The sequence below is a fragment of the Paenibacillus sp. SJS-P3 genome, from assembly GCF_056711585.1.
In genome coordinates, this window is record NZ_CM160043.1 from 2,720,527 (window position 1) to 2,746,972 (window position 26,446).

Here is a 26,446-nt window from a genome sequence, read left to right on the forward strand (position 1 = left end):
TTGAGCAAAAAAGCACCTCTGAACGATTCAGAGGTGCTTCCCTGTCAGGCCGGTCTATTCCGTGCAAGAACTCCTGGAATGCTTGCAGGACGGCTTAAACGTCCAGCTCCAGCTCGTCCAGCTCGTCTTCCTCTACAGGAGGATTGATACCCGCGGCTGCCCGCTCGGCGGCAGCGTTGAGGTTATGCGCCTCGCGAATTTTGGTATCGATCGTATCCGCTACGGCAGGGTTGTCCTTGAGGAACTGCTTGGCATTCTCGCGGCCTTGACCAAGACGGTCGCCGTTGTAGCTGAACCAAGCGCCGCTCTTGTTGACGATGTCCATCTCGACGCCGATGTCGATGATGCTGCCTTGACGGGAAATGCCTTCTCCGTACATGATGTCGATCTCCGCCTGCTTGAACGGAGGCGCCACCTTGTTCTTCACGACTTTGATCCGTGTGCGGTTGCCCACGACGTCGTTGCCTTGCTTGATGCTCTCGATGCGGCGCACGTCGAGACGAACGCTGGAGTAGAACTTCAGGGCGCGGCCGCCGGGAGTCGTCTCCGGATTGCCGAACATGACGCCGACCTTCTCCCGAAGCTGGTTGATGAAGATCGCGATCGTCTTCGACTTGCTGATGGCGCCGGACAGCTTGCGCAGCGCCTGCGACATGAGGCGCGCCTGAAGGCCGACGTGGGAATCGCCCATCTCGCCTTCGATCTCGGCCTTCGGCACGAGAGCGGCGACAGAGTCGATGACGATGACGTCTACCGCGCCGCTGCGCACGAGCGCCTCGGCGATCTCGAGAGCCTGCTCGCCGGTATCCGGCTGCGACAGCAGCAGCTCGTCGATGTTGACGCCGAGCTTGCTCGCATAAAGCGGATCAAGCGCATGCTCCGCATCGATGAAGGCGGCTTGTCCGCCCGTGCGCTGCACTTCCGCGATCGCGTGGAGAGCGACCGTCGTCTTGCCGGAGGATTCCGGACCGTATACTTCGATGACGCGGCCTCGCGGGAATCCGCCGATGCCGAGTGCGATATCTAATGCGAGGGAACCGCTGGAAACCGTCTCAACGGTCATATGCGTGGACTCGCCTAGTTTCATAATGGAGCCTTTTCCGAATTGTTTCTCAATCTGGCGGAGAGCCATATCTAAAGCTGCGCGGCGATCTGACAAGAGATCCACATCCTTCATTCATCATTTTATAGTTCTATCATAGCCTGTTTGCATTACTTTGCCAAGCTTTTTTTCGAACATACATTCGCTTTTCTTGTCCGCGGCGCCACCTCCGTATCCGCTGCGGCATCTCGACAAAAAAAAGAACCGCAGCTGCGCATGCAAGCTACGGTTCTTCCGTTAACTGTCTCCATTGTAGCCCATTCCCGATGTCCATACAAGAGAACCCGGAACATAGCCGGAGCCGGGCCGACTGCCGCCGCCGGCGCATTCCTCCGGAATCGGCGGCTCAGGATTCCTTCAGCAACGTCCACAGCCGGTACAAGGCGTGCTTGGCTGCGCGCATCCGCACCATGTCCCGGCTGCCGCCGGCTTGCAGCGTGTATACGGAAGCCTCCATGCCCTTGCGCGAGATGCCGATGTAGACAAGTCCGACCGGCTTGCCCTCGGACTCTCCCGGACCCGCTACGCCCGTTATGGATACGCCCCAGTCGCTGCCGGTCGTCTCGGACACCCGCTGGGCCATCAAGGCTGCCGTCGCCTCGCTTACCGCCCCCGGCGCTCCCGCGCCCTCCAGCATCTCCATCGGAATGCCGAGCAGCCGATGCTTGAGCACATTGGTGTACGTGACGACGCCTCCCAGGAACTCTCCGCTGCTGCCAGGCCTCGAGGTGATCAGCTCGGCGAGCAGCCCGCCGGTGCAGCTCTCGGCGCTGCTGAGCCTGTGCCGGCGGTCGCGCAGAAGCCGCAGGACCGCTTCCTCCAGCGGGATGTCCTCCTGCGCATACAGGTAGCTGCCGACCCTCGACTGGATCGTCGCGGCCATATCGTCGATCCGCTTCAGAGCTTCCGCTTCATTCGGCGATTTGGACGACAGGCGGATCGTCACCTCTCCCTCCTTGGCGTAAGGAGCGATCGTCGGATCGGTCTGGGCTTCGATAAGATCGATCAGCTCATGCTCCAGCTTGGATTCGCCGATGCCGGCAAATCTGAGAATGCGGGAGTGAAGCGCCGCTCCACGGCCGTATTCCTGAAGGATCCAGCTTGTCGCGGGACCTTCGAACATCGGCTTCATCTCCATCGGCGGTCCGGGCAGCAGAATATATCGGATGCCGTCTTGTTCAAGGGCATTGCCGACGGCGAGTCCCGCTTCGTTGTCCAGTGCGGCGCTTCCTTCGATCGAGTTCGCCTGCCTGATGTTGCTCTCCACCATATGGGCGCCGCGGCTCGCGAAGAAGGCTTCCATTCTCGCCAGGGAAGGCTCGTGGACAACCAGCTTGCGACCGAGCATGTCGGCAAGCACGTCCTTGGTCAAATCGTCCATCGTCGGCCCCAGGCCTCCCGTGAAGACGAGCAGATCAGCCCGGGAAGAAGCGATTGAGATCGCTTCTTTCAGCCGGGAGGCATTGTCTCCGACGACCGTCTGAAAATACACGTCGATGCCCAGGCCTGCCAGCTCTTGTGACAAGTAACGCGCGTTGGTGTTGACGATTTGGCCAAGCAGCAGTTCGGTTCCGACCGCAATGATTTCGGCTTTCATGATGGCATTTCTCCTCCAGGATTGGGTTTGTTGCGATGATTAATGACTAGACCATCGGCGGAACGCCATCCGTGCACAGGTTCCTCGATGCCAGCCAAGCGTTCCCAAACAAAATGAAGGATGCAGCCGGCGGCGCCATCCTCAAGCGTACAAGAAAGGCCCCCGATCCCGGCGGGGATCGATGGCCTTTTCCAGCCGGTTATTCAACCGGGATAAGATTGCGGTTTTTGATGAAGTAGTCGATGCCCGACCATACCGTAATCAATGCGGCAGCCCAGCTCAGGATCAGATCCAGAGGCAGGTCCAGGAATGCTCCCGGGAAATTGTTGAGCAGCAGCACGATGATCATGGCGATCTGGACGCCGGTCTTCCACTTGCCCCAAGTGCTTGCAGCGAGTACGGAGCCTTCCAGCAGAGCGATCTGCCGGAGGCCGGTCACTGCGAATTCGCGGCTGATGATGACGATAGCGAACAAAGCGCTCAGCTTATCCATCTCGACCAGAGAAATAAGCACGGCCGCGACGAGAAGCTTGTCGGCGAGCGGATCGAGCAGCTTGCCGAGATTGGTCACCATCTTGTTCTTGCGGGCCAAATATCCGTCCAGGCCATCCGTGCTGGCCGCGATAATGAATATCAGCGTGGCGATCATCTGCGTGTACGTAATTTGATAGTCCCCGAACTTTATGGATCCCAGATCAAGACGGATCAGCAAAAAGAACATGATTACAGGCACGAGAAAAATACGCGCAAGCGTGATCTTGTTGGCCAAATTCACGCGGGTTCCCCTCCCTGACAAAACTCTAACCTAAAGTATGTACGCAACCCGGGAGGCCATTCTCAAAAGAACAGACATAGCCGGTCCCTATACGATAAAAGTATAAACGAACCGAAAACCCGCTGTCAAAATTGTTACCGGTAATTCGTATACTGCAGGTCCAACTCCAGATTTGCGCCGCGGAGCAAAGCCATGACAGCCTGCAGATCGTCGCGGCTCTTGCCGGTTACGCGCAGCTGGTCTCCCTGGATCTGGCTTTTCACTTTCAGCTTGGAGTCGCGGATAAGGATATTGATTTTCCTGGCGTCGTCCTGGCCGATCCCCTGCTTCAGCTTGATGCGCTGGCGCACGGTCCCGAGCGAGGCGGCTTCAATCTTGCCGAAGTCCATGTTCTTGATCGGGACGTTCCTCTTGATCATCTTGGTCTGGAGAATGTCGATGACGCTCTTGAGCTTGTACTCGTCGTCCGACAGGACGACCAGCTCTTCCTTCTCCAGCTTGATGCTGCTCTTGCTTCCTTTAAAATCAAAGCGGTTCTCGATTTCCTTCTCCGCTTGGACAATTGCGTTGTTCAGCTCCTGCAGATCGACCTTCGATACGATATCAAACGAATTTTCGGAACTCATGGCAAATCCTCCTTACTTGGCGTTCCTCTTATTATAAAACATCCGGCTGCGAAAGTATAACCGGCGGGGACGCCTTTGCATTTCCGAGGAATATGACTTGCAGTTCTGCCGCATCCTTCCCCTTTGGACCGAAGACGTACAGGATGCCGCGCTCCATCGGCTTCCTTACAGCTCTTTATCTTTCCGTTCCAGCCTCATTTTCAATCGCGAAATACAAAAAGACATCCCGCGCAGGGATGCCTTGTCATGTCGTTACTGGCTGTTTTCGGCATCTGAGCCGCTCGTGCCATCGGTTGTTCCGGCCGAATCGGCATCGCCGCCGGATGCCGGCTCGAACTGGATCTTCTTCGAGCTTGGACGGTCTCCGTCGTCGATCAGCTGGCCCCCGACCGTAATCTCGGTATTGTCCGCGCGTCCGGTATTGAGGTAAATGATGTCATCCACCGGTACGGACAGGGTGTCGCCAGCTTCAGCAGCCTTGTTGTACAGGAATTCGCCTTTGGGACCGCCTTTGCGGACCTCGATCCATGCGGTGCCGGTAAAGCTCAGTTCAATGGTGACGGCGCCGTTGGTCTTATAATAATCAATCTTGCCCGACTTGCGGTCGAACGTCACGGCCCCATCCGGGGTTGGCGTCGGGGTCGGCGTCGGCGTCGGCGTCAGGCTGGGCGACGGGCTGGCTCCTCCAGCAGCAACTCCCGGAGACGGCGATTGTCCAGGTCCGGGCGTATTCGTCGTGATCGGCGTTTCGTCTGCCGTCGGCGTTTGCCGATCCGGCTTGATGACGAAAATCCAGATCAAGACGACGATAAGCGCCAGAAAAGCCCACATCAGCACGGAAAATCCCAGCTTGCCGACCCGTTCGGAGGTCGCCCTCGAAGTCGATGCCTTACGCGGCGGCTGCGGGACAGTCGCCGGTTCTACAGCCGAGGCCGCCGGAGCCGCTGGAAGCTCGTTCTTGTAGTAGTTCAGAAGCTCGTCGGCATTGAGACCGACCGCCTCTGCGTAGTTCTTGACGAATGCACGGGCATAAAAGCTGCCTGGAAGCGCGGCGTAATTGCCTTCTTCGATCGCGGTCAGGTAATGCTTGCGGATCTTGGTCATCTCCTGCACCTGGTCCAGGGACAGTCCCATTTCTTCCCTTGCCGTGCGCAGGGTTTGGCCCAATTCAGACATGGTTGGCCATGCCTCCTCTCAAATTAAAAATCGTTATAATTGACGGTGAAGGAATCATAGGAGATTTCTTCGTCAGGCGTATTGCGAAGCTCGATAATAGTCGTAAAAGTGCTGTAATCATAATTGGATTCACGGATAAAGATGTCCGGATGCTCGATGACCTTGGTCGAAGGCATCTCCATGATTTCCTGGAGAAGGGCGTGATGGCGCTCATTGGAGCGGATCGTGCTGACGATGCCGTCGATGATGAAGATGTTGTCCGGATTCATTTCCTCGCTCGACAGCTGGCTGCGGACCGTCTGGCGGAGCAGCGTGGAGGAAACGAACGTCCAGCGCTTGTTGGAGCAGACGCTTCCGGCGATGATGGATTCCGTCTTGCCGACCCTCGGCATGCCGCGCAGTCCGATGACCTGATTGCCGTCCCGCTTGAAGATTTCGCCGAGGAAATCGACCAGCAGTCCGAGCTCGTCCCGCGTGAAGCGGAAGGTTTTGCGATCATCCGAATCCCGTTCGATATAACGTCCGTGACGCACCGCGAGCCGATCCACCAGGCTCGGGGGACGCAGCTTATTGACGGTTATGTTCTCGACCTTGGCAAGCATCTTGCCGAGAATCTCGATTTTCTCGTCGTCATTGGTCTGAAGCAGCATGCCGCGGGTGCGGTCCTCCACCCCGTTGATCGTAATGATGTTGACGTTGAGCATGCCGAGCAGGGATGCGATATCCCCAAGCAGGCCAGGTCGGTTCTTATGTATTTTGTACTCCATATACCACTGTTTGGATTCCATTAATCACACCGTCCTGAGGGAATGAGCTGTCTTTATGCCCTTCATTATAAGCCTACATTCTACATGATTCGGCAAGAATCCGCAATGATCATTCCGACGGTTTTTCGATATCGGAATCTTGATGTCCAGAGCCAAGTAGAAAAGCCCCCGAATGGGAGCTCTCCGCCGAAAGTCGATGATTCAACCGTGATTGACCAGCTTCACCATGAGGCGGGCAATCGTCTTGCGCTCTTCCTCGTCTCCGACGTCCCAGATCTCCTTCAGCACACGCTGCTCTTCGTTTTTCGGATCGACCTTCTCATCGAGAAAAGACCCGATCTCATAAGCGAGGTTTCCGAGAGTCTCCTCGGTAAGCCCCATCTTTTTGCCCTGCTCAACGCGGTTGGACAGGAATTCCTTCCATCCTTCAAAGCTCGAAAGTACAGTAGACATGCTTCGTCGCCTCCTTGGTCGAATTGAGAAAGAAATCATCAACGACCCTATTGTGTGCGGAGGCCATCTTCCCTATACGACGACCAGGGATGAAAAAAAGTTGCAGCCGGACCACTCATGTGATCCAGCCGCCGTTCGGACTGATGACTTGTCCGGTTATGTAGGATGATTCCGGCAAGGAAAGGAAATAGACCAGCGAAGCGATTTCATCCGGATGGGCCAGCCTTCCGGCCGGAATTTCCTCTTCCAGCGCCTGAAGCTCGCCTTGATCCAGATGACTGTTCATTTCCGTGTCGACCGCTCCGGGAGCGACTGCGTTGACCGTTACTCCAGACGGCGCGAGCTCCTTGGCCAGCGATTTCGTGAAGGCGTTGACCCCGCCTTTGGTCGCGGAATACAGCACCTCGCAGGATGCGCCGGAGATGCCCCACACGGAGGATACATTGATGATCCTTCCCCAGCGCGCGCTGACCATCCGAGGCATGAACAGCTGCGTGCAGAGAAACAATCCCTTGAGATTGACCGCGGTCACGTCGTCCCATTCCTGCTCGGTGAGGTCCGCCAGCATCCCGTAATGCGAAATGCCCGCGTTGTTGACGAGAATATCCGGAAGCAGCCCTGCCGCTTCCAGCTTCTCCTTCATTCTGGCCAAGCTCTCCCGAGATCGAACGTCGGCGGAGACCGTCATGACCCTGCCGCCGCCGAGAGCGAGGCATTCCCGGGCCGTTTCATTGGCGCGTTCATGCGAATTCAAATAATGGATGACCACATTCATCCCTTCCGCGGAAAAGCGCCGCGCGATGGCGGCGCCTATGCCCCGGCTTCCCCCGGTGATGAGGACGGTCATCTCCTGCAAGCTTTTCAAGCTTCCGCCGAAGGCAGCACGACGGACACGGCCAGCTGGCCGAAGTCGAAATGCTCTCTCAGCCGGGCATTGGCTTCGTCGAGCGTGATGCTCTCATAAGCCGGCAGCAGCTCGAACAGATCCTGTCCGCGGAATTTGTAGCGGGTGAATTCGCCTGCGATCGACTCGGGGGAATTGAGCATCCTCAGGTAGCTCCCGATGCGTTTGCGCTTCGTTCTCTCAAAAGCTTCGGCATCAAGCCCGCTCTGCTGCATGGACGTTACCGCTTCCTTGACTCGCGCGACGAGAGCATCCGGGTCCTTGGTATCGCCTCCGATGATAGAGAAGCCGTAATCGGTGCTGCAGTTGTATTCATATCCGAACGAATCGGAGATCAGATTATCGTCGTACAGCTGCTGATAGGTCGGGGAGCTGGATCCAAGGAGGGTTTCCAGCATCAGCTTGGTCGTAACGTCCCGGCGCAGCAGCGCAGCGCTGTCCAAGCCGTTGGCTTTTTCCTTGAAGCCGAACAGGCACTTCGGCAGCGAGACCTGCAGCTGGATCGCTTTGCGCGGCGTATTCACGCCTTGCGGCTCGGGCTCGAAGAAACGCTTTATCTCGCCGAGAGGCTCATACGTTTTGGCGGCCTGGTTGGACCGCACCAGCTCGAATACCTTCTCCGCGTCGACGCCGCCGACGATGAAGAGCAGCATGTTGGAGGGGTGGTAGAAGGTCTCGTAGCAGCGGTACAGCATTTCCTTGTCGATCTTGTAGATCGATTCCACCGTTCCGGCAATGTCGATATGGACCGGATGCACTTGATACAGCGCCTCGATCAAGCCATAGTAGACGCGCCAGTCCGGATTGTCGCTGTACATATTGATTTCCTGCGCGATGATCCCTTTTTCCTTGTCGACGTTCTGGTCCGTGAAGTACGGATTCTGGACAAAGTTGATGAGCGTTGTCAGATTAGCCTCGATCTGCTCCGTCGCCGAGAACAGGTAGACCGTCCGGTCGAAGCTCGTAAAGGCATTGGCGGAAGCGCCTTGCGAGGCAAATATGGCGAAAATGTCCCCGGTCGGCTCCTCGAACATTTTGTGCTCGAGAAAATGGGCGATTCCGTCCGGCACGCGGGCGAGCGGTCCGTCGCCGATGCCGAAATGATTGTCTACCGAGCCGTAGCGGGTGGAAAAGGTCGCATACGTTTTCTGGAATCCTTCCTTGGGCAGCACATAGACCTGCAGCCCGTTCGGCAGCTGTTCGTGATAAAGCGTTTCTTCGACGCCCGGATAACTGAGCTTCTGCATGTTGTCAGGCCTCCTTCTTGTCGCGCAGGAAATAGATCGTATCCAGCTTGACGCCTTCCGCAACCCGCACGATGTCTTCAGGTGTCACGGCGCGCACGTCCTCCAGCAGCTCGCCCGCCGTCCTCTCCTTGCCGGACAGAACGCTGTTGAAATCGTAAGCGATCATCTCGTAGGCGGAGTCCTGGAGCTCCCGCAAGGAATTCGTCAGCATGGCTTTGGTCTGGCTGATCTCCAGCTCCGACAGCTCGCCGCGCTTCATGCTCTCCAGCTGCTCCTGGATGATGGCGACCGCTTTGTCGTAATTGGCGATTTCAATGCCGGACTGGATCGTGCACAGCCCTTTATGGCCGTCCAGCCTCGAGGACGCATAGTAAGCCAGGCTTTCTTTTTCCCTTACGTTCATGAACAGCTTGGAATGCGGATAGCCGCCTAGAATGCCGTTGTACATCAATGCGGCGGCATAGTCGTCATCGCCGTAGGCGACTCCCGTGCGGAGGCCAAGATTCAGCTTTCCTTGGGCCACTTCAAGCCGTTCGACGACATTCTTCACTCCGTCTTGCGGGAAACGGATATCCGGGCTTCCATACTTCGAGGGAGCCGTATCCGGAAGCTTGAACGAAGCCGCTGCGAGTTCCTTCACTTCCTCAAGCGTCGTGTCGCCGACGACATAAAGGTCGAAAACGGCCGTCTCCAGCCAGCGACGGTAAGAATCGTACAGCGATCGCGGAGTGATGGCACCCACATCGGCGATGCGGCCGAGAGCATGCAGCCGGTAGGGCTCGTCGGCGCACATGATTTCCATGCAGCGTTCCGCCGCATAGCGGATTTTATCGTTGATGATGCTCTCCAGCTTTTTGGTGAGCGTAACCTTTTCGCTGTCGACATACTTGCTCCGGAAGGCTCCATTGTCCAGGGCCGGCTGAGTGACGGCTTCTCCAAGCAGCTTCATGGAAGCGGCGAGCAGCGACTGCTCCGCGGCGACGAAGCGGTCGTTGATGACATCCATCCGGAACTGCACGATCTGGGAATTGCCCCGCTTGTAAATATCGAAGCCGAAGCCGGCTCCGTACAAGTTGTCCAGCTGCTCCCGGAACTGGATCGTCTCCGGATGCGAGGCCGTGCCGCGCCGCAGCACGAACGGAGCGAGCGCGGTCGCCGTGACGGTGGATTCTTGCAGCGGAATGCCCGCGAATAAAGAGACGGCGAAGGTTTTGAACCTTTTGGTCGGCAGCACATGCAGCCGGATGCGGCCGTGGCTTCCTTGCTGAAACGCCATATCCGAACCCCTTTCCGCGCCATGTTGGCGATAGGTAATCTATTCCATAATATATGCCATTCCATTCTATCTCAGCCTAAACAGAAGAAGCAACCGGGGTCAGGCTTGCCCTGGCCGGCTGCTTCCAAGCTTTCGCTTACATGCAGAAAATATGCTTGCCGATCGTCTTCACTTGTTGACGCGACCAGATCCATTTGGAGGTGGCGGTTTCCGGATTGAAGTAATACAGGCAGCCGTCCGAAGGATCCCATCCGTTGATGGCGTCCTCAACGGCCTGCTTGGCCCGTTCGTTCGGCGTCAGCCAGATCTGGCCGTCCGCGACAGCGGTGAAAGCGAGGCTCTGGAAGATGACGCCGGATATCGAGTTCGGGAATTCGGGCGACTTGAGACGGTTCAGGATAACCGCGGCTACAGCGACCTGGCCTTCATAAGGTTCGCCTCGGGATTCCCCGTATACGGCATTGGCCATGATTTTGATGTCGTTGGCCGACAGGTTGAGCTTGTTCGACTTGCCGATGCCTGCGTTTTCGGTTTTCCCAGCGCGGCCGCCAGCGGCAGCGCCGGATTCTCCGCCCGGAAAATCGGCGGCCGTCGGCTTCCAGTTTTTCGTCGCTTCCCAAAGCTTGAGCTTTGTCTTCGCTCCGACGACTCCGTCGGACTTCATGCCGAACTTCCATTGGAACCAGGTGACGGAGTTTTTCGTCTTCGGTCCGAAGCTTCCGTCGATCTTGCCCTCGTAATAGCCTAGATATCGGAGACGTCCTTGAAGCTCCACGACATCCTTGCCCGATGAGCCCTGACGGATGGTGGCGCTGCTGAACGTTTCGCTTGACCTGCCGGGCAGCTCGTCCTTGAGCGTATAAAGGCTGAGCACCAGCAGCATGGCCGCGATCGTCATGACGATCAAACGTATCTTCATAGTCGGGATCTGCCTTTCTCTAGCGGGATGCGCCTTACGCGATGCACGGCTTTGCGGCCGCTTCGCCAAAGCGTTTGACATTCCCTAGTATGAGAAAGCAGGTCTCCTTCTATGCATGTTTCTGGCTCGCCTGGAACTGGTCCGCGGTCATCAGCACCTCGCGCGGCTTGCTGCCCTCGTATGGGCCGACGACACCCTTGGCTTCAAGCTGGTCCACAAGCCTGGCGGCCCGTGTATAGCCCACCCGCATGCGCCTCTGCAGGAGCGATACGGAAGCTTGCTGGGCATCGACGACGATCTGCATCGCCTGGTCGAACAGCTCGTCCAGCATTTCTCCGTCTCCCGCAGCGCCGCTGTCGTCCAGCTCCGGCACAAGGTCTTCCTTGTATTCCGCCGTGGCCTGGGATCTCGCGTAATCGACGACGGCTTCAACTTCGGAATCGGACAGGAACGCCCCTTGAACCCGGATCGGCTTGGACATGCCGACAGGCAGGAAGAGCATGTCCCCGCGTCCCAGCAGCTTCTCCGCTCCGACCATGTCGAGAATCGTCCGGGAATCGACCTGCGACGAGACGCCGAAAGCGATCCGGGAAGGAATATTGGCCTTGATCACGCCTGTGATGACGTCCACGGACGGACGCTGGGTAGCGATGATGAGATGGATGCCGGCTGCCCTCGCCATCTGCGCCAGGCGAGTGATCGAATCCTCGACATCCTTGGCTGCGACCATCATCAGATCCGCAAGCTCGTCGACGATGACTACGATGTAAGGCAGCACGGCAGCAGGGTTGTCCTTCATCAGTCCGTTGTAGCCTTCTATGTTGCGGGTGCCCGACTTCGAGAACAGCTCGTATCGCTTCTCCATCTCCACGACGATCTTCTTGAGCGCCAGCGAAGCGCGCCTCGGATCGGTGACGACGGGAGCGAGCAGATGCGGAATGCCGTTGTACATGTTCAGCTCGACCATTTTGGGATCGATCATCATGAATTTCACTTCGTCCGGAGCGGCTTTGTACAAGATGCTCGTGATGATGCCGTTGATGCAGACCGATTTGCCCGATCCGGTAGCTCCGGCGACAAGCAGATGGGGCATCTTGGCCAGATTGCCGACGATGGACTGACCGGCGATGTCCCGTCCGAAAGCGATCGACAGCTTGGACGCCGCGCTGGAGAACGTCGGCGTCTCCATGACTTCGCGCATGGTCACGATCGCGACTTCGGCATTCGGAACCTCGATTCCAATGGCGGATTTGCCCGGAATCGGCGCTTCCATGCGGATATCCTTGGCAGCCAGCGCGAGCGCGATGTCATCGGTAAGGCTGACAATCCGGCTTACCTTGACCCCTGTCGCCGGCTGGACCTCGTATCTCGTGACCGCCGGTCCAGGCACGACATCAAGCACCTTGGCCCGGACCCCGAAGCTCTCCAGCGTCGCCTCGAGCTTGCGGCGCGAGTCGTTCAGATCGCCGGTATCGGCGCCTCTGCCCGAGTTGGCGGGCTTAGCCAGCAAGGAAAGCGACGGCAGACGGTAAGGCTTGGCTTCGCGTACAGCAGCAGAGGCAGCAGCCGAGGGCTCCCCATCCCCCTCCGGACCTGCCAATGCCTCCGATATCTCGGCAGGATGGCGGGAAGGCGCCGGAGCGGGGAAGTCGTCTTCTGCCAGCCATTCGCCGGAGTCCGTTCCATCGGCTTCTGCATCCAGACTAGCGGTCTGACCGCCTCGAACCGGATCGGCAGGAACGGCATTCCCCTGGAAGGATGCATCCTCCCAATCCTCTCCTTCTTCGTCCTGATCGTCCCATGGAGCCGGGTCTGCTGCAGGCAGCATCCGTTCTTTCGTTTCCCTGGCTTTGAGAGAGACGGACGGAGCGCCGGAAGGCTTGCCGGCCGGCTCTTCGTCGATCATCCATTCCCCTTCCGCATCAGCCTCTTGCTTGTCCTGGTTTTGACCGCCCCAGCTGAAGAAGAGAGAGCGTCCTTTGCGAGGCGACGGAGACACGGTCGTGCTTCCATAGTCATCGTCATCGCCGCCGTTCAGCCCGTAAGCGAGATGATCGGCAGCCGCAGTCCTGCCGCTCGTTGAGGCCGAAGGCTGCGCAGCCGCGGCAGGAGGCCTCGGCTTGCGCGGCCTCGCCGATGCTTTGGCCTGCAGCAGCTTGATCATATGAACAGCCCTGATGCGGATAATGCGGCCGATATCCACATAGGAGCGTCCCGTTATGAGCATCAAGGATATCGCGAACATGACGATGAGGAGCAGCTTGGCTCCAAAGTAGCCGAACAGCGTATAAAGCAAGGAATATTGAATCGCTCCGAGGTAGCCGCCGCTTATCGATCCCGCAGCGGGAGCCGCCGCTGATCCGCTCGTACTTAGCACGCCCTCCCTAATATCCTGGCCGAGCTGCTGCATGATGGCCGATCCGCTGATGAGGTCCCCTGGACCGAGCTTGCGGTCGATCTCCGACATCGAGCTCATGAGCGTAAACGCGAACACGAGCAGAAGTATCCCCGTCCTGCGGTAAGTCCAGCCGGTCGGCCAGGAACGGGTCACCATCACGTACAGTCCGACTGCTATCCCGACAAGCGCAAGCACAAAATAAAACTTGCCCAACAACAGCTCGAACAGCTTGGACAGCGATCTGCCGACCGTAGCTTCGCCGGATAAGGCGATTACCGAAACCGTGATGAGCAATATTCCATAAACTTCATATTTTAAATTTTCGCCGAAAGTGCGTCTTTTGCGCCGACGTTTCTTGGCCAACATCCCTCACCTCTGGTTCACTATTATACCATAGGAGGTGAAATGTTCCTATCGCGCGAGACGCTTGGGATGATATCGACAGGCAATTGTTCTCTATGGAAATGGAAGCCTTTTTTATTTGCTCCCGGAGCCGTAATAAATCAGAGTGCCTGGACTGTAACCCGGATCCAGATAACGTTCCAGATCCGCCTGAACGATCCGGATCAGCTTTCCTGCGCCCGGAGCGATCGGCTCGACTTGCAGCAGCATGCCTTCATGCTGGATTTCAAGCGATGGAGCCCGCTCCTCCTGCATACCTTCCAGCACTTGCTCCAGCGGCATGATCGTATACAAGGTCATTGGGGCAATCCTCCCCCTGCTCCGATATCCGCTGCTCGGGAAGCTTCCATGATGGCGCTGTCTGCCGCCGCGATCGGCAACGGAAATGCCGCAGCCGGTTTCGCTTCTTGAATCAAGCGGTTCAGCTCTCGCAGAGCTTGCCCAAGACCTCCGACTTCGTCGATCAGGCCATGCTTGACGGCATCTTCTCCGATAACGGTCGTGCCGATGTCGCGAGTCAATTCGCCTGTCTTGAACATCAGCTGCTTGAACGTCTCCTCCTTCACGTTGGAATGGGAAGTGACGAAGCGGACGACCCGCTCCTGCATTTTTTCCAAATACTCGAACGTTTGCGGAACGCCGATGACGAGCCCGTTCATCCGGATGGGATGAATCGTCATCGTAGCCGTCTCCGCGATGAAGCTGCGGTTGCCGGCGACAGCGATCGGCACGCCGATGGAATGCCCGCCGCCAAGCACGAGCGTAACCGACGGCTTGCTGAGGGAACTGATCATTTCCGCGATGGCCAGCCCCGCTTCGACGTCGCCGCCGACGGTATTGAGGACGATGAGGATTCCCTCGATTTTGTTGCTTTGCTCAGCGGCCACGAGCTGAGGAATCAGATGCTCGTATTTCGTCGTTTTGTTCTGGGGGGGCAGAACCATATGCCCCTCGACCTGGCCGATGATCGTCATGCAGAATATGTTGGATGGATCGGCGGCAGGAACAGACATCTGCCCCAGCTGCTGGATCGCCTCCAGCTTGGCTTTGTCCGCCGCGCTCGGCTCCGCCTGCTCCGAGGCGACCGCTTCCTGGTACTCGTTCAAATTAACCCCTCCTGATTGCCGGAATAGCTGCCATCGTAGTATGGGGTGCAGCCCTTTATCCCATTCAACTTAAGGGAAATACGGATATTCAGCCGACTTCAAGCGGGACTAAGAAGAGGACTCGGGGAGGATTACGGAAAGGGGGTGCGGAGAGATTGCAGTTAGAGTTGCGGAAAAACAGACAGCACTGTGGACAAAAGAAAAAACCTGCCTCCGTTATCGGAGGCAGGTTGATGAGTTGGATCAGACTTCCATGATGATCGGAAGGATCATCGGACGACGGCGCGTCTGCTCGTAGAGGAAACGACCAAGAGCATCCTTGACGTTCGTCTTGAGCGAGGCCCATTCGTTGACCTTGTCGTTCATCAGCTTGTTGAGGGTCGTCGTTACGATCCGGTTCGCCTCGTCCAGCAATCCTTCGGATTCACGGACATAGACGAAACCGCGGGAAATGATGTCCGGGCCAGCCTTGATCGTGCCGTCCTGCTTGCTCAGCGTGACGACGACAACGAGTATGCCGTCTTGGGACAGCAGCTTGCGGTCGCGCAGAACGATGTTGCCTACGTCGCCCACTCCCAGGCCGTCGATGAGCACGTTGCCGGACGGAACTTTGGAGCCCTTGCGGCCTTCGCCGTTCTGGAACTCGATCGTGTCGCCGATATCGATCAGGAAGATGTTGTCCGGTTCGACGCCGACAGCTTCGCCAAGCTTGGCATGCTGGCGCAGCATCCGGTACTCGCCGTGGATCGGAATGAAGTACTTCGGCTTGATCAGGTTGAGCATCAGCTTCAGCTCTTCCTGGCTGCCGTGGCCGGATACGTGGACGCCGGATACCGAGCCCGGTCCATAGATGACGTTGGCGCCCAGACGGAACAGCTCGTCCACCGTGCGGCCTACATCCTTCTCGTTGCCCGGAATCGGAGTAGCTGCGATGATGACCGTGTCGCCCGGCAAGATGTCGATCTTGCGATGCGTCGAGCGCGCCATGCGGGTCAGAGCCGACATTGGCTCGCCTTGGCTGCCTGTGCAGAGGACGACAACGCGGTCTGCAGCCATCTTGTTCACTTCTTCGGGCTCGATGATCATGCCTTCAGGCACGATCAGGTACCCGAGCTCAACGGCAATCGTGACGACATTGACCATGCTGCGGCCGACGATGGCGACCTTGCGCTTCGTAGCCATCGCGGCGTTGAACACCTGCTGGATCCGGTGCACGTTGGATGCGAAGGTAGCGACGACGACGCGCTGTTGGGACTTGCGGAAAATTTCCGTCAGCTCCACGCCGACGTTGCTCTCCGAAGGCGTCATGCCCGGACGCTCAGCGTTCGTGCTGTCCGACAGCAGGGCAAGCACGCCGCGCTTGCCGATCTCGGCGATGCGCTGCAGGTCGGCGAACTGGTCGTTGACCGGCGTGAAGTCGAACTTGAAGTCGCCCGTATGGACGACAGTGCCTTCCGGCGTCTCGAGGCATACGCCGACCGAATCCGGAATGCTGTGGTTCGTCTTGAAGAACGTCGTGCGGATCTCGCCGAGCTCTAGCTCCGAGTCGGCATTGATGAGGATCCGCTTCGTCTCTCCGAGCAGGCCCGCTTCCTTCAGCTTGCTCTCGATCAGGCCGAGCGTCAGCTTCGTTCCATATACCGGAACGTTCAGATGGCGGAGCACGTACGGAAGGCCGCCGATGTGGTCTTCGTGTCCGTGGGTGATGACGATGCCGCGGACTTTGTCGCGGTTATCGGTCAGATACGTGATGTCCGGGATGACGATGTCAATTCCGAGCATGTCCTCTTCCGGGAACTTGAGGCCTGAGTCAACGACTACGATGTCATTGCCGTATTGGATGACATACATATTCTTGCCGATCTCGCCGACGCCGCCGAGGGCGAAGATGAGCAGCTTGTCCTGGGTATTCTTTTTTGACAAGGGATTTCTTACCTCCTATGTGATGTGAAGATAGAATGAGATCTATGGTTAAGAAAAAACTCTTCCATGAGATGCACGGACTCCACCCGCAATGCCGCCACGCGGCCGGGCTTGACTCGATATTCACTTTGCCGCACCATTCACTTAGGAATATTATACATGATGCAAAAGATGGAACACAAGCCGATTGGAAATTCCAGCCGCAATAATTGTCTATGCCGCAAAATCTTCGTCCAAAGCTGAGAGCGCAAGCTCACATGAGAAGGGAGACATGGATGCGCCCGATCAATCGGACAAAAAAAACCGATGCGCATCTACGCGCATCGGTTGCAGAGAATGTTCTTCTAAAGGCCTAGCAGCTGGATCAAGGCGGAAGTTTCGGCTTCGTCCGCTTCAACTAGCGGCAGCCGGACGCCGCCGACAGGCAGTCCCTTCAGCTCCAGCGCCTTCTTCACGAGAACGGGATTCGGGGCCTTGAACAATCCGTTGAACACGGGAAGCAGCTTCCGGTGCGACGCGGCAGCTTCGGCCGTCCGGCCGGCCAAATAAGCTTCGATCATCGCCTTCATCTCGGATCCGACGATATGGCTGGCCACGCTGACGACTCCGTAGGCGCCGACCGCCATCGCCGGCAGCGTAGCGCTGTCATCGCCCGTATAGACACGGAATTCGGCAGGAGCTCCGGATATGATCTCCGATACATGATCCAGCGAATGGCATTCCTTGGTCGCGACGATATTGGCCGCATCGCGAGCGAGCCTGACCGTCGTCCGCGCATCCATGCTCGCCACGGTCCGACCCGGCACATTGTACAGCATGACCGGAAGCGAGGTCGCTTCGGCGATCGTCATGAAGTGGCGGTACATGCCCTCCTGGCTTGGCCGGTTGTAATAAGGAACGACCAGCAGAATGCCGTCCACTCCCGCTTGCTCGGCCAGCTTGGTCATGTGGACGGAATGGGCCGTATCATTGCTGCCGGTGCCGGCTATGATGCGGGCGCGGCCGGCCGCATGCTTGACTGCGAAGCGGAACAGCTCCAGCTTTTCCGCTTCGGCAAGCGTCGGAGACTCGCCCGTCGTGCCGCTGACGACGACGGAATCGCTTCCCTGCGCTTCGATAAGATGGTCGATGAGCAGCCCCGTCGTCTTCCAGTCGATGCTGCCGTCATTGTCGAACGGAGTTACCATTGCCGTAATCAATCTGCCATAATCCATCTCTGTTCCTCCCCTGTTCCAGCGGACAACCATGACGGCCAGACCCGCTGCATCTGTCTCGCTCTCATAAGCGGCCGGCAGGCGGATGCCGCCTGCCCGCATAATTCCATCCTATAAATGAAGCTCGAACTTCGCATGCAGGGCGCGCAAGGCGTTGCCCATATGCTCCTCCCGGACGAGCACCCAGATCGTCGTATTGGAATCCGCCGACTGGAGAATCGGTATGCCTTGCTCCGTCAGCGCCTCGACGATGCGCGCCATGACGCCGGGAACGCCGTTCATTCCGCCGCCGATGACGGATACTTTGGCGCAGCCGTTCACCGTCTCCGGCTCGAATCCGAGCTCTTGCAGAACTTGAACCGCCTTATCCGCGTCACGGTCGAATACCGTATAGAGAGCTCCCGCAGGCGTCACGTTGATGAAGTCGACGCTGATCCCGCTGCGGGCCATCGATTGGAACACCTGGAGCTGCATATCCGCTATGCCTTCAACCGTCCGGACGGATATCTGCGTGACGCCCTGGACATGCGCGATTCCCGTCACATGGCGGTCGCGCAGCGGCGATGCGATGCTCAGAGCAGTCGGCATATCCGTCACGAGCGTCCCCTCGTCATCCGAAAATGTAGAGCGGACACGGAGCGGTATTCTTGCCTGCTGGGCTATCTCGACCGCCCGGGGATGAATGACCTTGGCCCCTTGACGCGCCATATTGCATATCTCTGCATAGCCGACTACGGTAAGCGGCTTGGCGTCTTTTACAATTCTTGGATCCGCTGTAAGAATCCCGTTCACGTCGGTATAGATATCGACGATCTCGGCATTCAGCGCCGCCCCTAGCGCCGTAGCAGACGTATCGCTGCCTCCGCGGCCAAGCGTCGTCAGGTCACCCTGTCCGTTCTGTCCCTGGAAGCCTGTCACAATGACCACTTCTCCCCGGTCCAGATGACCGATAATGCGGTCGGTGCGGATCTCCTCGATGCGGGCTTCGCCGAACTGGCTGCCTGTCACCACTCCGGCTTGGCCCCCAGTCAAGGCGACGCAGGGAATTTCCCTGGATGCCAGAGCCGTGCTCAGAACGACTGCCGAGATGATTTCTCCGCAGCCCATGAGCAGATCGCGTTCGCGCGCCGGAATTTCTCCGCCCTCTTCACTGGCAATAGACAGCAGCGTATCCGTCGCATACGGATCCCCGCTGCGCCCCATTGCCGATACGACTACGACAAGACGATGGCCTTCGCCCAGCTCGCGCTGGATATGACGGACGACCAGCTCCCTGGTCTGCTTGGTCGCCACCGAAGTACCGCCGAATTTTAAAACCCGTACCCCCATGGATGACATCCCTTCGCTGAAGCGGCTTCTTCATTGAGGCCGCTCCTCTCCCTGATAGCATGCAGCTGAAAGCCTTTATGGCTGAATCATAGAAAAGCCGCCAGCGGCAGCATGCTGCCGGCTGGCGTTCTCTTGTTCCGAGCCGCAGAGCGGCTGGAGGATTCCCCGACAGCTATTGAAAGCCGGTTCTCCGTAACTGTCTTTGTTGAAACCGGCTCCTGTGTGGAGGAGCCGGCATGATGATGATTATTAACAACCTTATGCATTCGCCGCAGCCGCGATGTCTCAATCGGCCGGCAGAGGCGCCATGCCTATCTTCTCTCGATCAGGACGGGCTGCATCTGCTTGCCTTGCAAGGCATGCTCGCATGCCTCCATGGCAAGGTCCATCTGGGCGACGAGCGAATTCGGCTTGTTCACCGGATCATCCTGGCCGAACGGCACGAAGTAGATGCTCTTCGACGCCATCAGCTTCGCGATGTTCGCCATGTTCAGCCCAAGTCCGTCATTGGTCGAGATCCCGATGACGACCGGCCTGCCGTTGCGCATCTGCGCCTTGGCCGCCATCAGCACGGCGCTGTCGGTCAGAGCGTTCGCAAGCTTGCTCGTCGTATTGCCCGTGCATGGCGCGATCAGCAGCACGTCGATCAGCTTGGAAGGCCCGAGCGGCTCGGCCTGGACGATCGTCGAGATGATCTCTTTGCCGGTAATCTCATACAGCTTGGTCTTCCAATCCTGGGCTGTACCGAAGCGGGTATCCGTCGTCATCAGGCTCTGCGTGACGATCGGCACGACGTTGGCGCCGGCATCGACGAAACGTTGAATCTGAGGCATGACCTCCGCGAACGTGCAGTGAGAGCCCGACAGGGCGTAACCGACCGTAAGTCCGTTCCAGTTCATCATTCATTCCCCCGCGCGCTGATGTCTTCCATAATCAGCTGAGTGACACAATCAGCTATGATTCGGCCGGCAGTCACAGGGGCAACGATTCCCGGCAATCCGGGAGCCAGAATCGCCTTCAGTCCGCGCTTCTCCGCAAAGCGGAAATCCGTACCGCCAGGCTTGGAAGCCAGGTCGATAATGACGGCGCGGGAGGGCATTCTAGCAATCGTTTGCGCTGTGACTATCATAGTTGGAATTGTGTTAAAAAGCAAGTCGATATTGGCTGCGTAATCGAGCAAATCCCTTGTGTAGAAAGGCTTTGCGCCCATTTCCTGCGCTCTTGCGAAATGCTCGGGACGATGCACTCCGGCAAGCACCCGGGCACCCAGGCCCTGAAGGGTACGGATAAGCGTAAGTCCCGTCCGCCCGAGGCCGAGCACCATGCACGAGGAGCCATGGATGGTGATGTCCGTATTCTCAATAGCCATTTTGACGGCGCCTTCCGCCGTCGGAATCGAATTCGATATCGCCACGTCGTCCCGCTCGAACAGCTCTACAAGCTCGATTCCGCGGCTGGCGCACAACGACTTCAAATAAGGCCTCGCCATGCCGGCATAGACCTTGCAATGGTTGGGGACACGCGCAAGCTGCGCACCCGTCAGGCGCAGTTCGGAATTGCTGAAAGCTGCGGGTATAATGCCGTTGTCGTCCGTCCCTACCGCAGGCAGAAGAATGGCGTCTGCCTTGTCGAACAGCTCGTCGCGGAGCTCATTGTCCACGGTTCCGTCCGGAAGGGTGCGGAGTCCGTCAAATCCGGACACCGTAACGGCTGCATCCAGTTCCGACAGCCTACGGATGACCTCTAGTTGCCTTGCGTCGCCGCCGATCAGCAGCACCTGAACGCCGGTCAGCATGCTGGCGTCACTTCCTCTCACCTTGATCGCCCTTAAGCGGCACATGGCCGGCTGCACCGGCCCATGCCGCTGCACTCACTCAAGCTTGGGAAAGGCTCCCCCGCCTCCGCCGCAGTCGCTCTCGTGCGTCTAGATCATGGTATGCCGCGGCCCATACGAGGGTTACTGCGGAATCGGGCTTTCCTTCCCGGTGCCCGGCCGCCATGCCGAGCGGACGTATGCGCAAGGACGCCTAGTCGGATTGCCCGTGAAAATGAAGTCCGACTCACACAAAAGGCTGTCCGGCTCCACCTCTATGGGTGGCGCCGGACAGCCTTATAGTCATGAGAAATCTAGGACAACGGCTTCATACACCCGTATGTCCAAATCCCCCGGCCCCGCGAACCGTCTCGCTCAGCTCTTCGACCTCGGAGACGGATATGGCCGGAACGCTCTGGAATACCATCTGGGCGATCCGTTCTCCTCTGTTGATCGTGAATGGCTGCTGGCCCAGGTTGACCAGAAGCACCTTCACCTCTCCACGGTAGTCGGCATCGATCGTTCCCGGGGAATTCAGGCAAGTAATGCCATGCTTGTACGCAAGCCCGCTGCGAGGACGGATCTGTGCTTCAAGCGATTCCGGCATCGCCATGGCGAAGCCGGTCGGAATAAGCGCGCGCTCTCCAGGCTGAAGCACGAAGGGATCCGCTACCGAGGCATGCAGGTCGAAGCCTGCCGCCGCTTCCGACATCCGCAGCGGCAGAGGCACATCCTCGTTGCCGGGAAGACGCTTAAACTGTACCGGATACAAATTGGTCCCTCCTCAGCTTGGCGGCGGGCCCTTCTTCGGAGCCGACCATCGCCACGGCGAACGGAACCTTCAGCATCGAGTCCGTTACGGCGCGGATGTCTTCCATTTTGACCGCTTCGATCCGCTCGATCATCTCGTCGAGCGTGTAGTGGCGGCCGAGCATCAGCTCGTTTTTGCCATTGCGGTTCATCCGGCTGCTCGTGCTTTCAAGGCTGAGGATCAGACTGCCCTTCAGCTGCTCCTTGCCCCTTGTCAGCTCCGCGTCGGTGAGTCCCTTGGCCGAGACGTCGCCGAGCAGCTCCATCGTCAGGTCTAGCACATCCGCCGTCTGGCGCGGAGCCGTTCCGGCGTAGACGGTGAACAGACCCGAATCGGCATAGGAGGTATGGTAGGAATAGACCGAATAGGCAAGTCCCCGCTTCTCGCGGATTTCCTGGAACAGCCGGGAGCTCATGCCGCCACCGAGAGCGTTGTTGAGCAGGATCATCGCGTACAGGTTGTCGTCGGAAATGGAGCAGCCCGGGAACGTGAGGCAGATATGGTTCTGCTCCGTTTTTTTCGGGTGGAACAAGTACTCTCCCTTGAACTCGGGAGCATCCAGGCTCCGTCCAAGCCCGCTGTCGGAGAAGCCGCCGAATTTGGCTTCCAGAAGCTCCAGCAGCCCCTTCTCCTCGATGTTGCCCGCGACGCTGATGACCGTGTTCTCCAGCGTATACTGCTCCTTCATATAACCGCGCAGGTCAGCCGGCCCCATGGAAGTCAGCCGCTCCTCGGAACCCAAGATCGAATAAGCGAGCGGATGGTCGCCGTAGGAAGCCCGGGAAGCCTCATCGTGGACCTTGTCGTCCGGCGTGTCCTCGTACATGGCGATCTCTTCAAAAATGACGTTCTTTTCCTTCGCCAATTCTTCCTCGTCGAATCTGGAGTTGAAGAACATATCCGAGAGAGCATCGACCGCAAGCGGCAGATGCTGGTCGAGCACCTTGGCGAAATAGCAAGTATATTCCTTCGCCGTGAAGGCATTCACATTGCCCCCGATGCCGTCGAACAGGTCGGCGATATCCTTGGCGCTGCGTGTATCCGTGCCTTTGAAGAGCATATGCTCGATGAAATGGGAGATACCGTTGTTGGACGGCGTTTCGCTGCGGGATCCCGTCTTGACCCAAATGCCGAACGATACGGAACGGCAGGTGGGAATCGGTTCCGCGACAACGCGCAGACCGTTGCTGAGTCTATATATATTCACCGGATCTCCTCCTTGAGTTTGATTATCATCATAACAAAATTAAGGTTTGGCCTCAACCGGAGCCTCGATCCGCTCCTCCGAGATCGTCTCGCTGACGGGCACAAGCAGCAGTCCTTTGCGTTTTGCCGCCTTGATCATGCCTTCGAGCGCATCTCTCGAGCTTGCGGTCGGATGCATCAGAATGAGCGATCCCGGCCCGATGCCGCGTGCGATCTTGTCGACGACCGAGTCCGGCGAAGGCTTGCGCCAGTCCACCGTATCCAGCGTCCACATGACGGTCCTCAGTCCTTGCGCGCGCGCGGCTTTGACCGTCGAGGCGTTGTAGCTTCCCGATGGCGGGGCGAACAGCCGGTTGCTTGCGCCCAGCGTTTCCTTGAGCAGCTGCTCGGTGCGCGTGATCTGCGACGTCTGCTGTTCCATTCCGAGCTTGCTCATATCGGGATGAGAGTAGGCATGATTGGAAATCTCATGGCCGGCCGCCTGGATTTTACGCGCTTCTTCCGGGTATTTCTTCAGCCAGGAGCCATCCAGGAAGAAGGTCGCCTTCACTCCGTACCGGTCGAGAGTCGCCAGCATCGGCTCCAAATATTCATTGCCCCACGCGACATTGATCATGAACGAGGCCGTCGGCTTCGAGGGATTGCCCCGATAGACCGGCTCCAGCGGAAAATCCTCCACGCTCACCTTCGGCTTGACCGCCTTGTACACATATTGAACAGGATCATCGGGACGAAGCTGCGCTTGCCGGTAGGTAGCCTCGATATCGACTTCGCGTCCGTCATAGCCCGGTATCGCCCGGAACCAACGGTCGACCTTCGCATCCACCGGCGGAATGTAACGCTTTTCCGCCTCCTGCTTGATTTCCGTCCGCAGCGCCTCTTCGTTGTCTGTCAGCAGCATGGCGGACCGGATTTCCCCGCTTTTGATAGCCTCAACGTACCCTCCGGCGCCGCCATAACTGACTGCAAGCAGGACGACGGCTGCGCCGAAGGCGGCGGACAAGCCCCATTGCCGCAGTTTCATCGCTACATCCCTCCACTCTTCTCCATGATTCCTATGAATAAGAGGGACAATTTATGCGGCTTGGACTCTGCGGGACCGGGGATGTTCCTTATAGCGAAAGAGCGCCTGGCTATGGCCGCGCAGGCAAATAAAAAAGAACCAGAGAATGTCTCTGGCTCTGAATTTTTGACGGGCTGGAATGGCGACCGGAATCAGGCTTGGGAAGGAGCTTCGGCGGTCAGCACCGCTTTGCGGGACAGATTGATGCGTCCCTGCTGGTCGATCTCCGTGACTTTGACGGTGATGACGTCGCCGATGTTGACGGCGTCTTCCGTCTTGGCTACCCTCTCCGTCGACAGCTGGGAAATGTGGACCAATCCGTCCTTGTTCGGGAGGATTTCCACGAACGCCCCGAATTTCTCGACGCGCTTGACCGTGCCGGTGTAGATCTCGCCGACGACGACTTCCTTGACGATGCCTTCGATGATGGCGCGGGCGCGCTTGTTCATCTCTTCGTTGGAAGAAGCGATGTAGACCATGCCGTCCTGCTCGATATCGATTTTGACTCCCGTCTCCTCGATGATCTTGTTGATGATCTTGCCGCCTGCGCCGATGACATCGCGGATCTTGTCCGGATTGATGCGCAGCGTCATGATCTTAGGCGCATATGCCGACAGGCTCGCACGCGGCTTGCTCATGGTGGCGTTCATCTTGTCCAGGATATGCAGGCGGCCTACGCGGGCTTGCTCCAGCGCTTGGGTCAGAATCGCGCGGTCGATGCCGTCGATCTTGATGTCCATCTGGATGGCCGTTACGCCTTCAGCGGTGCCGGCGACCTTGAAGTCCATGTCCCCGAGATGATCTTCCATGCCTTGAATGTCCGTCAGGATGGAGAAATGCTCTCCGTCCTTGATCAGCCCCATCGCCACGCCGGCTACCGGCGCCTTGATCGGTACGCCTGCGTCCATCATCGCCAGGGAGCTGGCGCAGATGCTCGCTTGCGAAGTGGAGCCGTTGGATTCCAGCACCTCGGATACGAGACGGATCGTGTACGGGAAGTCGGCTTCCGAAGGAAGAACCTTGGAAAGGGCGCGCTCGCCGAGGGCTCCGTGCCCGATCTCGCGGCGGCCAGGCGCGCGCAGAGGGCGTGCTTCGCCGACGCTGAACGGAGGGAAATTGTAATGATGCATGAAGCGCTTGGTCGTCTCCGGGCTGATGCCGTCCAGAATCTGGACATCGCCGAGCGCTCCCAGGGTGCAAACGCTGAGCGCCTGCGTCTGGCCGCGCGTGAACAGGCCTGTGCCGTGCGTGCGAGGCAGCACCGATACGTCGCAGTCGATCGGACGGATCTCGTCCAGTCCGCGTCCGTCCGGACGAACCTTGTCATGCGTAATGAGGCGGCGCACTTCTTCCTTGACGATGTCGTAGAGCGTTTCCTTCACGTCGCCCATGAGCTCCGGAGTTTCCGCATAGACTTCCTGGAAGTGGGCGACCGCTTCGCTGTTCGCAAGATCGATCGCTTCCTGGCGGGCATGCTTTTCCTCGATGCGGATCGCTTCGACCAGACGTGCCGAAGCGAATGCCCGGACAGCGTCATTGACTTCGGAATCGACGGCATGGAGAACAACCTCCATCTTTTCCTTGCCGCATTGAGCCGTCAGCTCTTCAATCGTAGCCACGATGTTCTTGATCTCGTCATGGCCGAACATGATCGCTTCGAGCATGACTTCCTCGGACAGCTCGTTGGCTTCTGCTTCCACCATCATGATGGCGTCTTTCGTGCCGGAAACAACGAGTTTGAGATCGCTGGCTTCTTCCTGCTCCACCGTCGGGTTGATGATGAACTTGCCGTCCACCCGGCCTACGATGACGCCTCCGATCGGTCCGTTGAACGGAACGTCGGAAATGCTCAGCGCAGCGCCTGTGCCGATCATTGCGGCTATCTCAGGCGGGCAATCCTGGTCCACGCTCATGACGAGGTTCAGCACCTGAACATCGTTGCGGAACCCTTCCGGGAATAGCGGACGGATCGGACGGTCGGTCAGGCGGCTCGAAAGGATAGCCTTCTCGCTCGGGCGTCCTTCGCGCTTGATGAAGCCTCCGGGAATCTTGCCCACGGCATAGAGGCGCTCCTCATAGTTGACCGTAAGCGGGAAGAAGTCCAGATCCTTCGGACCCGAAGAAGCGGTAACGGTACAGAGGACGACGGTATCGCCATATCGTACCGTAACGGCAGCATTGGCCTGCTTGGCCAGGCGGCCGCTTTCGAGGGTCAGCTGGCGACCCCCCAGTGTCATTTGAACCTGGTGCATGATATCCCTCCTAATCTAGAAAAATATTCGGCGCAGCCTCGGGTTATCCTGCCCGGCGCGGACGCCCGACCTTCTCCTGAAGCCTTG

General features: G+C 58.2%; 23 protein-coding genes. All 23 read right to left on the reverse strand.

What is annotated here, in order from left to right; translation table 11 throughout:
• Nucleotides 1–94: 94 nt before the first annotated feature.
• A complete protein-coding gene (gene recA / locus AC06G8_RS12520; RefSeq protein ID WP_076355420.1) occupies nt 95–1,159 on the reverse strand; it encodes a recombinase RecA in 1,065 nt (354 codons plus the stop codon).
• Between the two features lie 289 nt (nt 1,160–1,448).
• Nucleotides 1,449–2,699, reverse strand: coding sequence for a competence/damage-inducible protein A (locus AC06G8_RS12525; RefSeq protein WP_447661112.1), 1,251 nt, complete (start codon nt 2,697–2,699; stop codon nt 1,449–1,451).
• 199 nt (nt 2,700–2,898) lie between these two features.
• Nucleotides 2,899–3,474, reverse strand: a complete 576-nt coding sequence (gene pgsA, locus AC06G8_RS12530; protein ID WP_447661113.1) for a CDP-diacylglycerol--glycerol-3-phosphate 3-phosphatidyltransferase — start codon at nt 3,472–3,474, stop codon at nt 2,899–2,901.
• Nucleotides 3,475–3,608: 134 nt separating this feature from the next.
• Nucleotides 3,609–4,100 (reverse strand): YajQ family cyclic di-GMP-binding protein, encoded by a 492-nt coding sequence (locus AC06G8_RS12535; protein WP_447661114.1) that lies wholly within the window; start codon nt 4,098–4,100, stop codon nt 3,609–3,611.
• Nucleotides 4,101–4,352: 252 nt separating this feature from the next.
• On the reverse strand, nt 4,353–5,276 hold the full coding sequence (locus AC06G8_RS12540) for a helix-turn-helix domain-containing protein (RefSeq protein WP_480283035.1): 924 nt from the start codon (nt 5,274–5,276) through the stop codon (nt 4,353–4,355).
• Between the two features lie 23 nt (nt 5,277–5,299).
• The gene (locus AC06G8_RS12545; RefSeq protein WP_048750012.1) at nt 5,300–6,064 is read right to left on the reverse strand and encodes a DUF3388 domain-containing protein; all 765 of its coding nucleotides are present in this window, start codon (nt 6,062–6,064) and stop codon (nt 5,300–5,302) included.
• Between the two features lie 180 nt (nt 6,065–6,244).
• Entirely contained in the window at nt 6,245–6,496 is a 252-nt protein-coding gene (locus AC06G8_RS12550) for a DUF3243 domain-containing protein (protein ID WP_447661116.1), read from the reverse strand.
• A gap of 115 nt (nt 6,497–6,611) precedes the next feature.
• Nucleotides 6,612–7,343, reverse strand: a complete 732-nt coding sequence (gene ymfI, locus AC06G8_RS12555; RefSeq protein ID WP_480285434.1) for an elongation factor P 5-aminopentanone reductase — start codon at nt 7,341–7,343, stop codon at nt 6,612–6,614.
• A gap of 14 nt (nt 7,344–7,357) precedes the next feature.
• A complete protein-coding gene (gene yfmH / locus AC06G8_RS12560; protein WP_480283036.1) occupies nt 7,358–8,647 on the reverse strand; it encodes an EF-P 5-aminopentanol modification-associated protein YfmH in 1,290 nt (429 codons plus the stop codon).
• Between the two features lie 4 nt (nt 8,648–8,651).
• Nucleotides 8,652–9,923: an EF-P 5-aminopentanol modification-associated protein YfmF gene (gene yfmF, locus AC06G8_RS12565; protein ID WP_447661118.1), complete on the reverse strand. Its 1,272-nt coding sequence runs from the start codon at nt 9,921–9,923 to the stop codon at nt 8,652–8,654.
• Between the two features lie 136 nt (nt 9,924–10,059).
• Nucleotides 10,060–10,842, reverse strand: coding sequence for a spore cortex-lytic enzyme (sleB, locus tag AC06G8_RS12570; RefSeq protein WP_447661119.1), 783 nt, complete (start codon nt 10,840–10,842; stop codon nt 10,060–10,062).
• A 109-nt stretch (nt 10,843–10,951) separates the two neighbouring features.
• Nucleotides 10,952–13,606, reverse strand: coding sequence for an FtsK/SpoIIIE family DNA translocase (locus AC06G8_RS12575; RefSeq protein WP_480283037.1), 2,655 nt, complete (start codon nt 13,604–13,606; stop codon nt 10,952–10,954).
• A gap of 111 nt (nt 13,607–13,717) precedes the next feature.
• Nucleotides 13,718–13,942, reverse strand: a complete 225-nt coding sequence (locus tag AC06G8_RS12580; protein ID WP_480283038.1) for a YlzJ-like family protein — start codon at nt 13,940–13,942, stop codon at nt 13,718–13,720.
• On the reverse strand, nt 13,939–14,748 hold the full coding sequence (locus tag AC06G8_RS12585) for a ClpP family protease (RefSeq protein WP_480283039.1): 810 nt from the start codon (nt 14,746–14,748) through the stop codon (nt 13,939–13,941). The genes AC06G8_RS12580 and AC06G8_RS12585 overlap by 4 nt, the downstream gene beginning before the upstream one ends.
• Before the next feature lie 243 nt (nt 14,749–14,991).
• A complete protein-coding gene (locus AC06G8_RS12590; protein ID WP_447661123.1) occupies nt 14,992–16,671 on the reverse strand; it encodes a ribonuclease J in 1,680 nt (559 codons plus the stop codon).
• A 344-nt stretch (nt 16,672–17,015) separates the two neighbouring features.
• Nucleotides 17,016–17,885 carry a 4-hydroxy-tetrahydrodipicolinate synthase gene (gene dapA, locus AC06G8_RS12595; protein ID WP_480285435.1) on the reverse strand — a complete coding sequence of 290 codons (870 nt, stop codon included), beginning with the start codon at nt 17,883–17,885 and terminating at the stop codon, nt 17,016–17,018.
• Between the two features lie 111 nt (nt 17,886–17,996).
• Nucleotides 17,997–19,214 (reverse strand): aspartate kinase, encoded by a 1,218-nt coding sequence (gene dapG, locus AC06G8_RS12600; protein WP_480283040.1) that lies wholly within the window; start codon nt 19,212–19,214, stop codon nt 17,997–17,999.
• Nucleotides 19,215–19,525: 311 nt separating this feature from the next.
• Nucleotides 19,526–20,113, reverse strand: a complete 588-nt coding sequence (locus AC06G8_RS12605) for a dipicolinate synthase subunit B (protein WP_447661655.1) — start codon at nt 20,111–20,113, stop codon at nt 19,526–19,528.
• Nucleotides 20,113–21,009, reverse strand: a complete 897-nt coding sequence (gene dpsA / locus AC06G8_RS12610; protein ID WP_447661125.1) for a dipicolinate synthase subunit DpsA — start codon at nt 21,007–21,009, stop codon at nt 20,113–20,115. Before dpsA ends, AC06G8_RS12605 begins: the two co-directional genes overlap by 1 nt.
• Before the next feature lie 346 nt (nt 21,010–21,355).
• Entirely contained in the window at nt 21,356–21,799 is a 444-nt protein-coding gene (dut, locus tag AC06G8_RS12615) for a dUTP diphosphatase (RefSeq protein WP_447661126.1), read from the reverse strand.
• On the reverse strand, nt 21,780–23,045 hold the full coding sequence (locus AC06G8_RS12620) for a M16 family metallopeptidase (protein ID WP_480283041.1): 1,266 nt from the start codon (nt 23,043–23,045) through the stop codon (nt 21,780–21,782). The genes dut and AC06G8_RS12620 overlap by 20 nt, the downstream gene beginning before the upstream one ends.
• A 39-nt stretch (nt 23,046–23,084) precedes the next feature.
• Nucleotides 23,085–24,068 (reverse strand): polysaccharide deacetylase family protein, encoded by a 984-nt coding sequence (locus tag AC06G8_RS12625; protein WP_447661128.1) that lies wholly within the window; start codon nt 24,066–24,068, stop codon nt 23,085–23,087.
• Between the two features lie 191 nt (nt 24,069–24,259).
• A complete protein-coding gene (gene pnp, locus AC06G8_RS12630; RefSeq protein WP_447661129.1) occupies nt 24,260–26,359 on the reverse strand; it encodes a polyribonucleotide nucleotidyltransferase in 2,100 nt (699 codons plus the stop codon).
• Between the last annotated feature and the right edge of the window lie 87 nt (nt 26,360–26,446).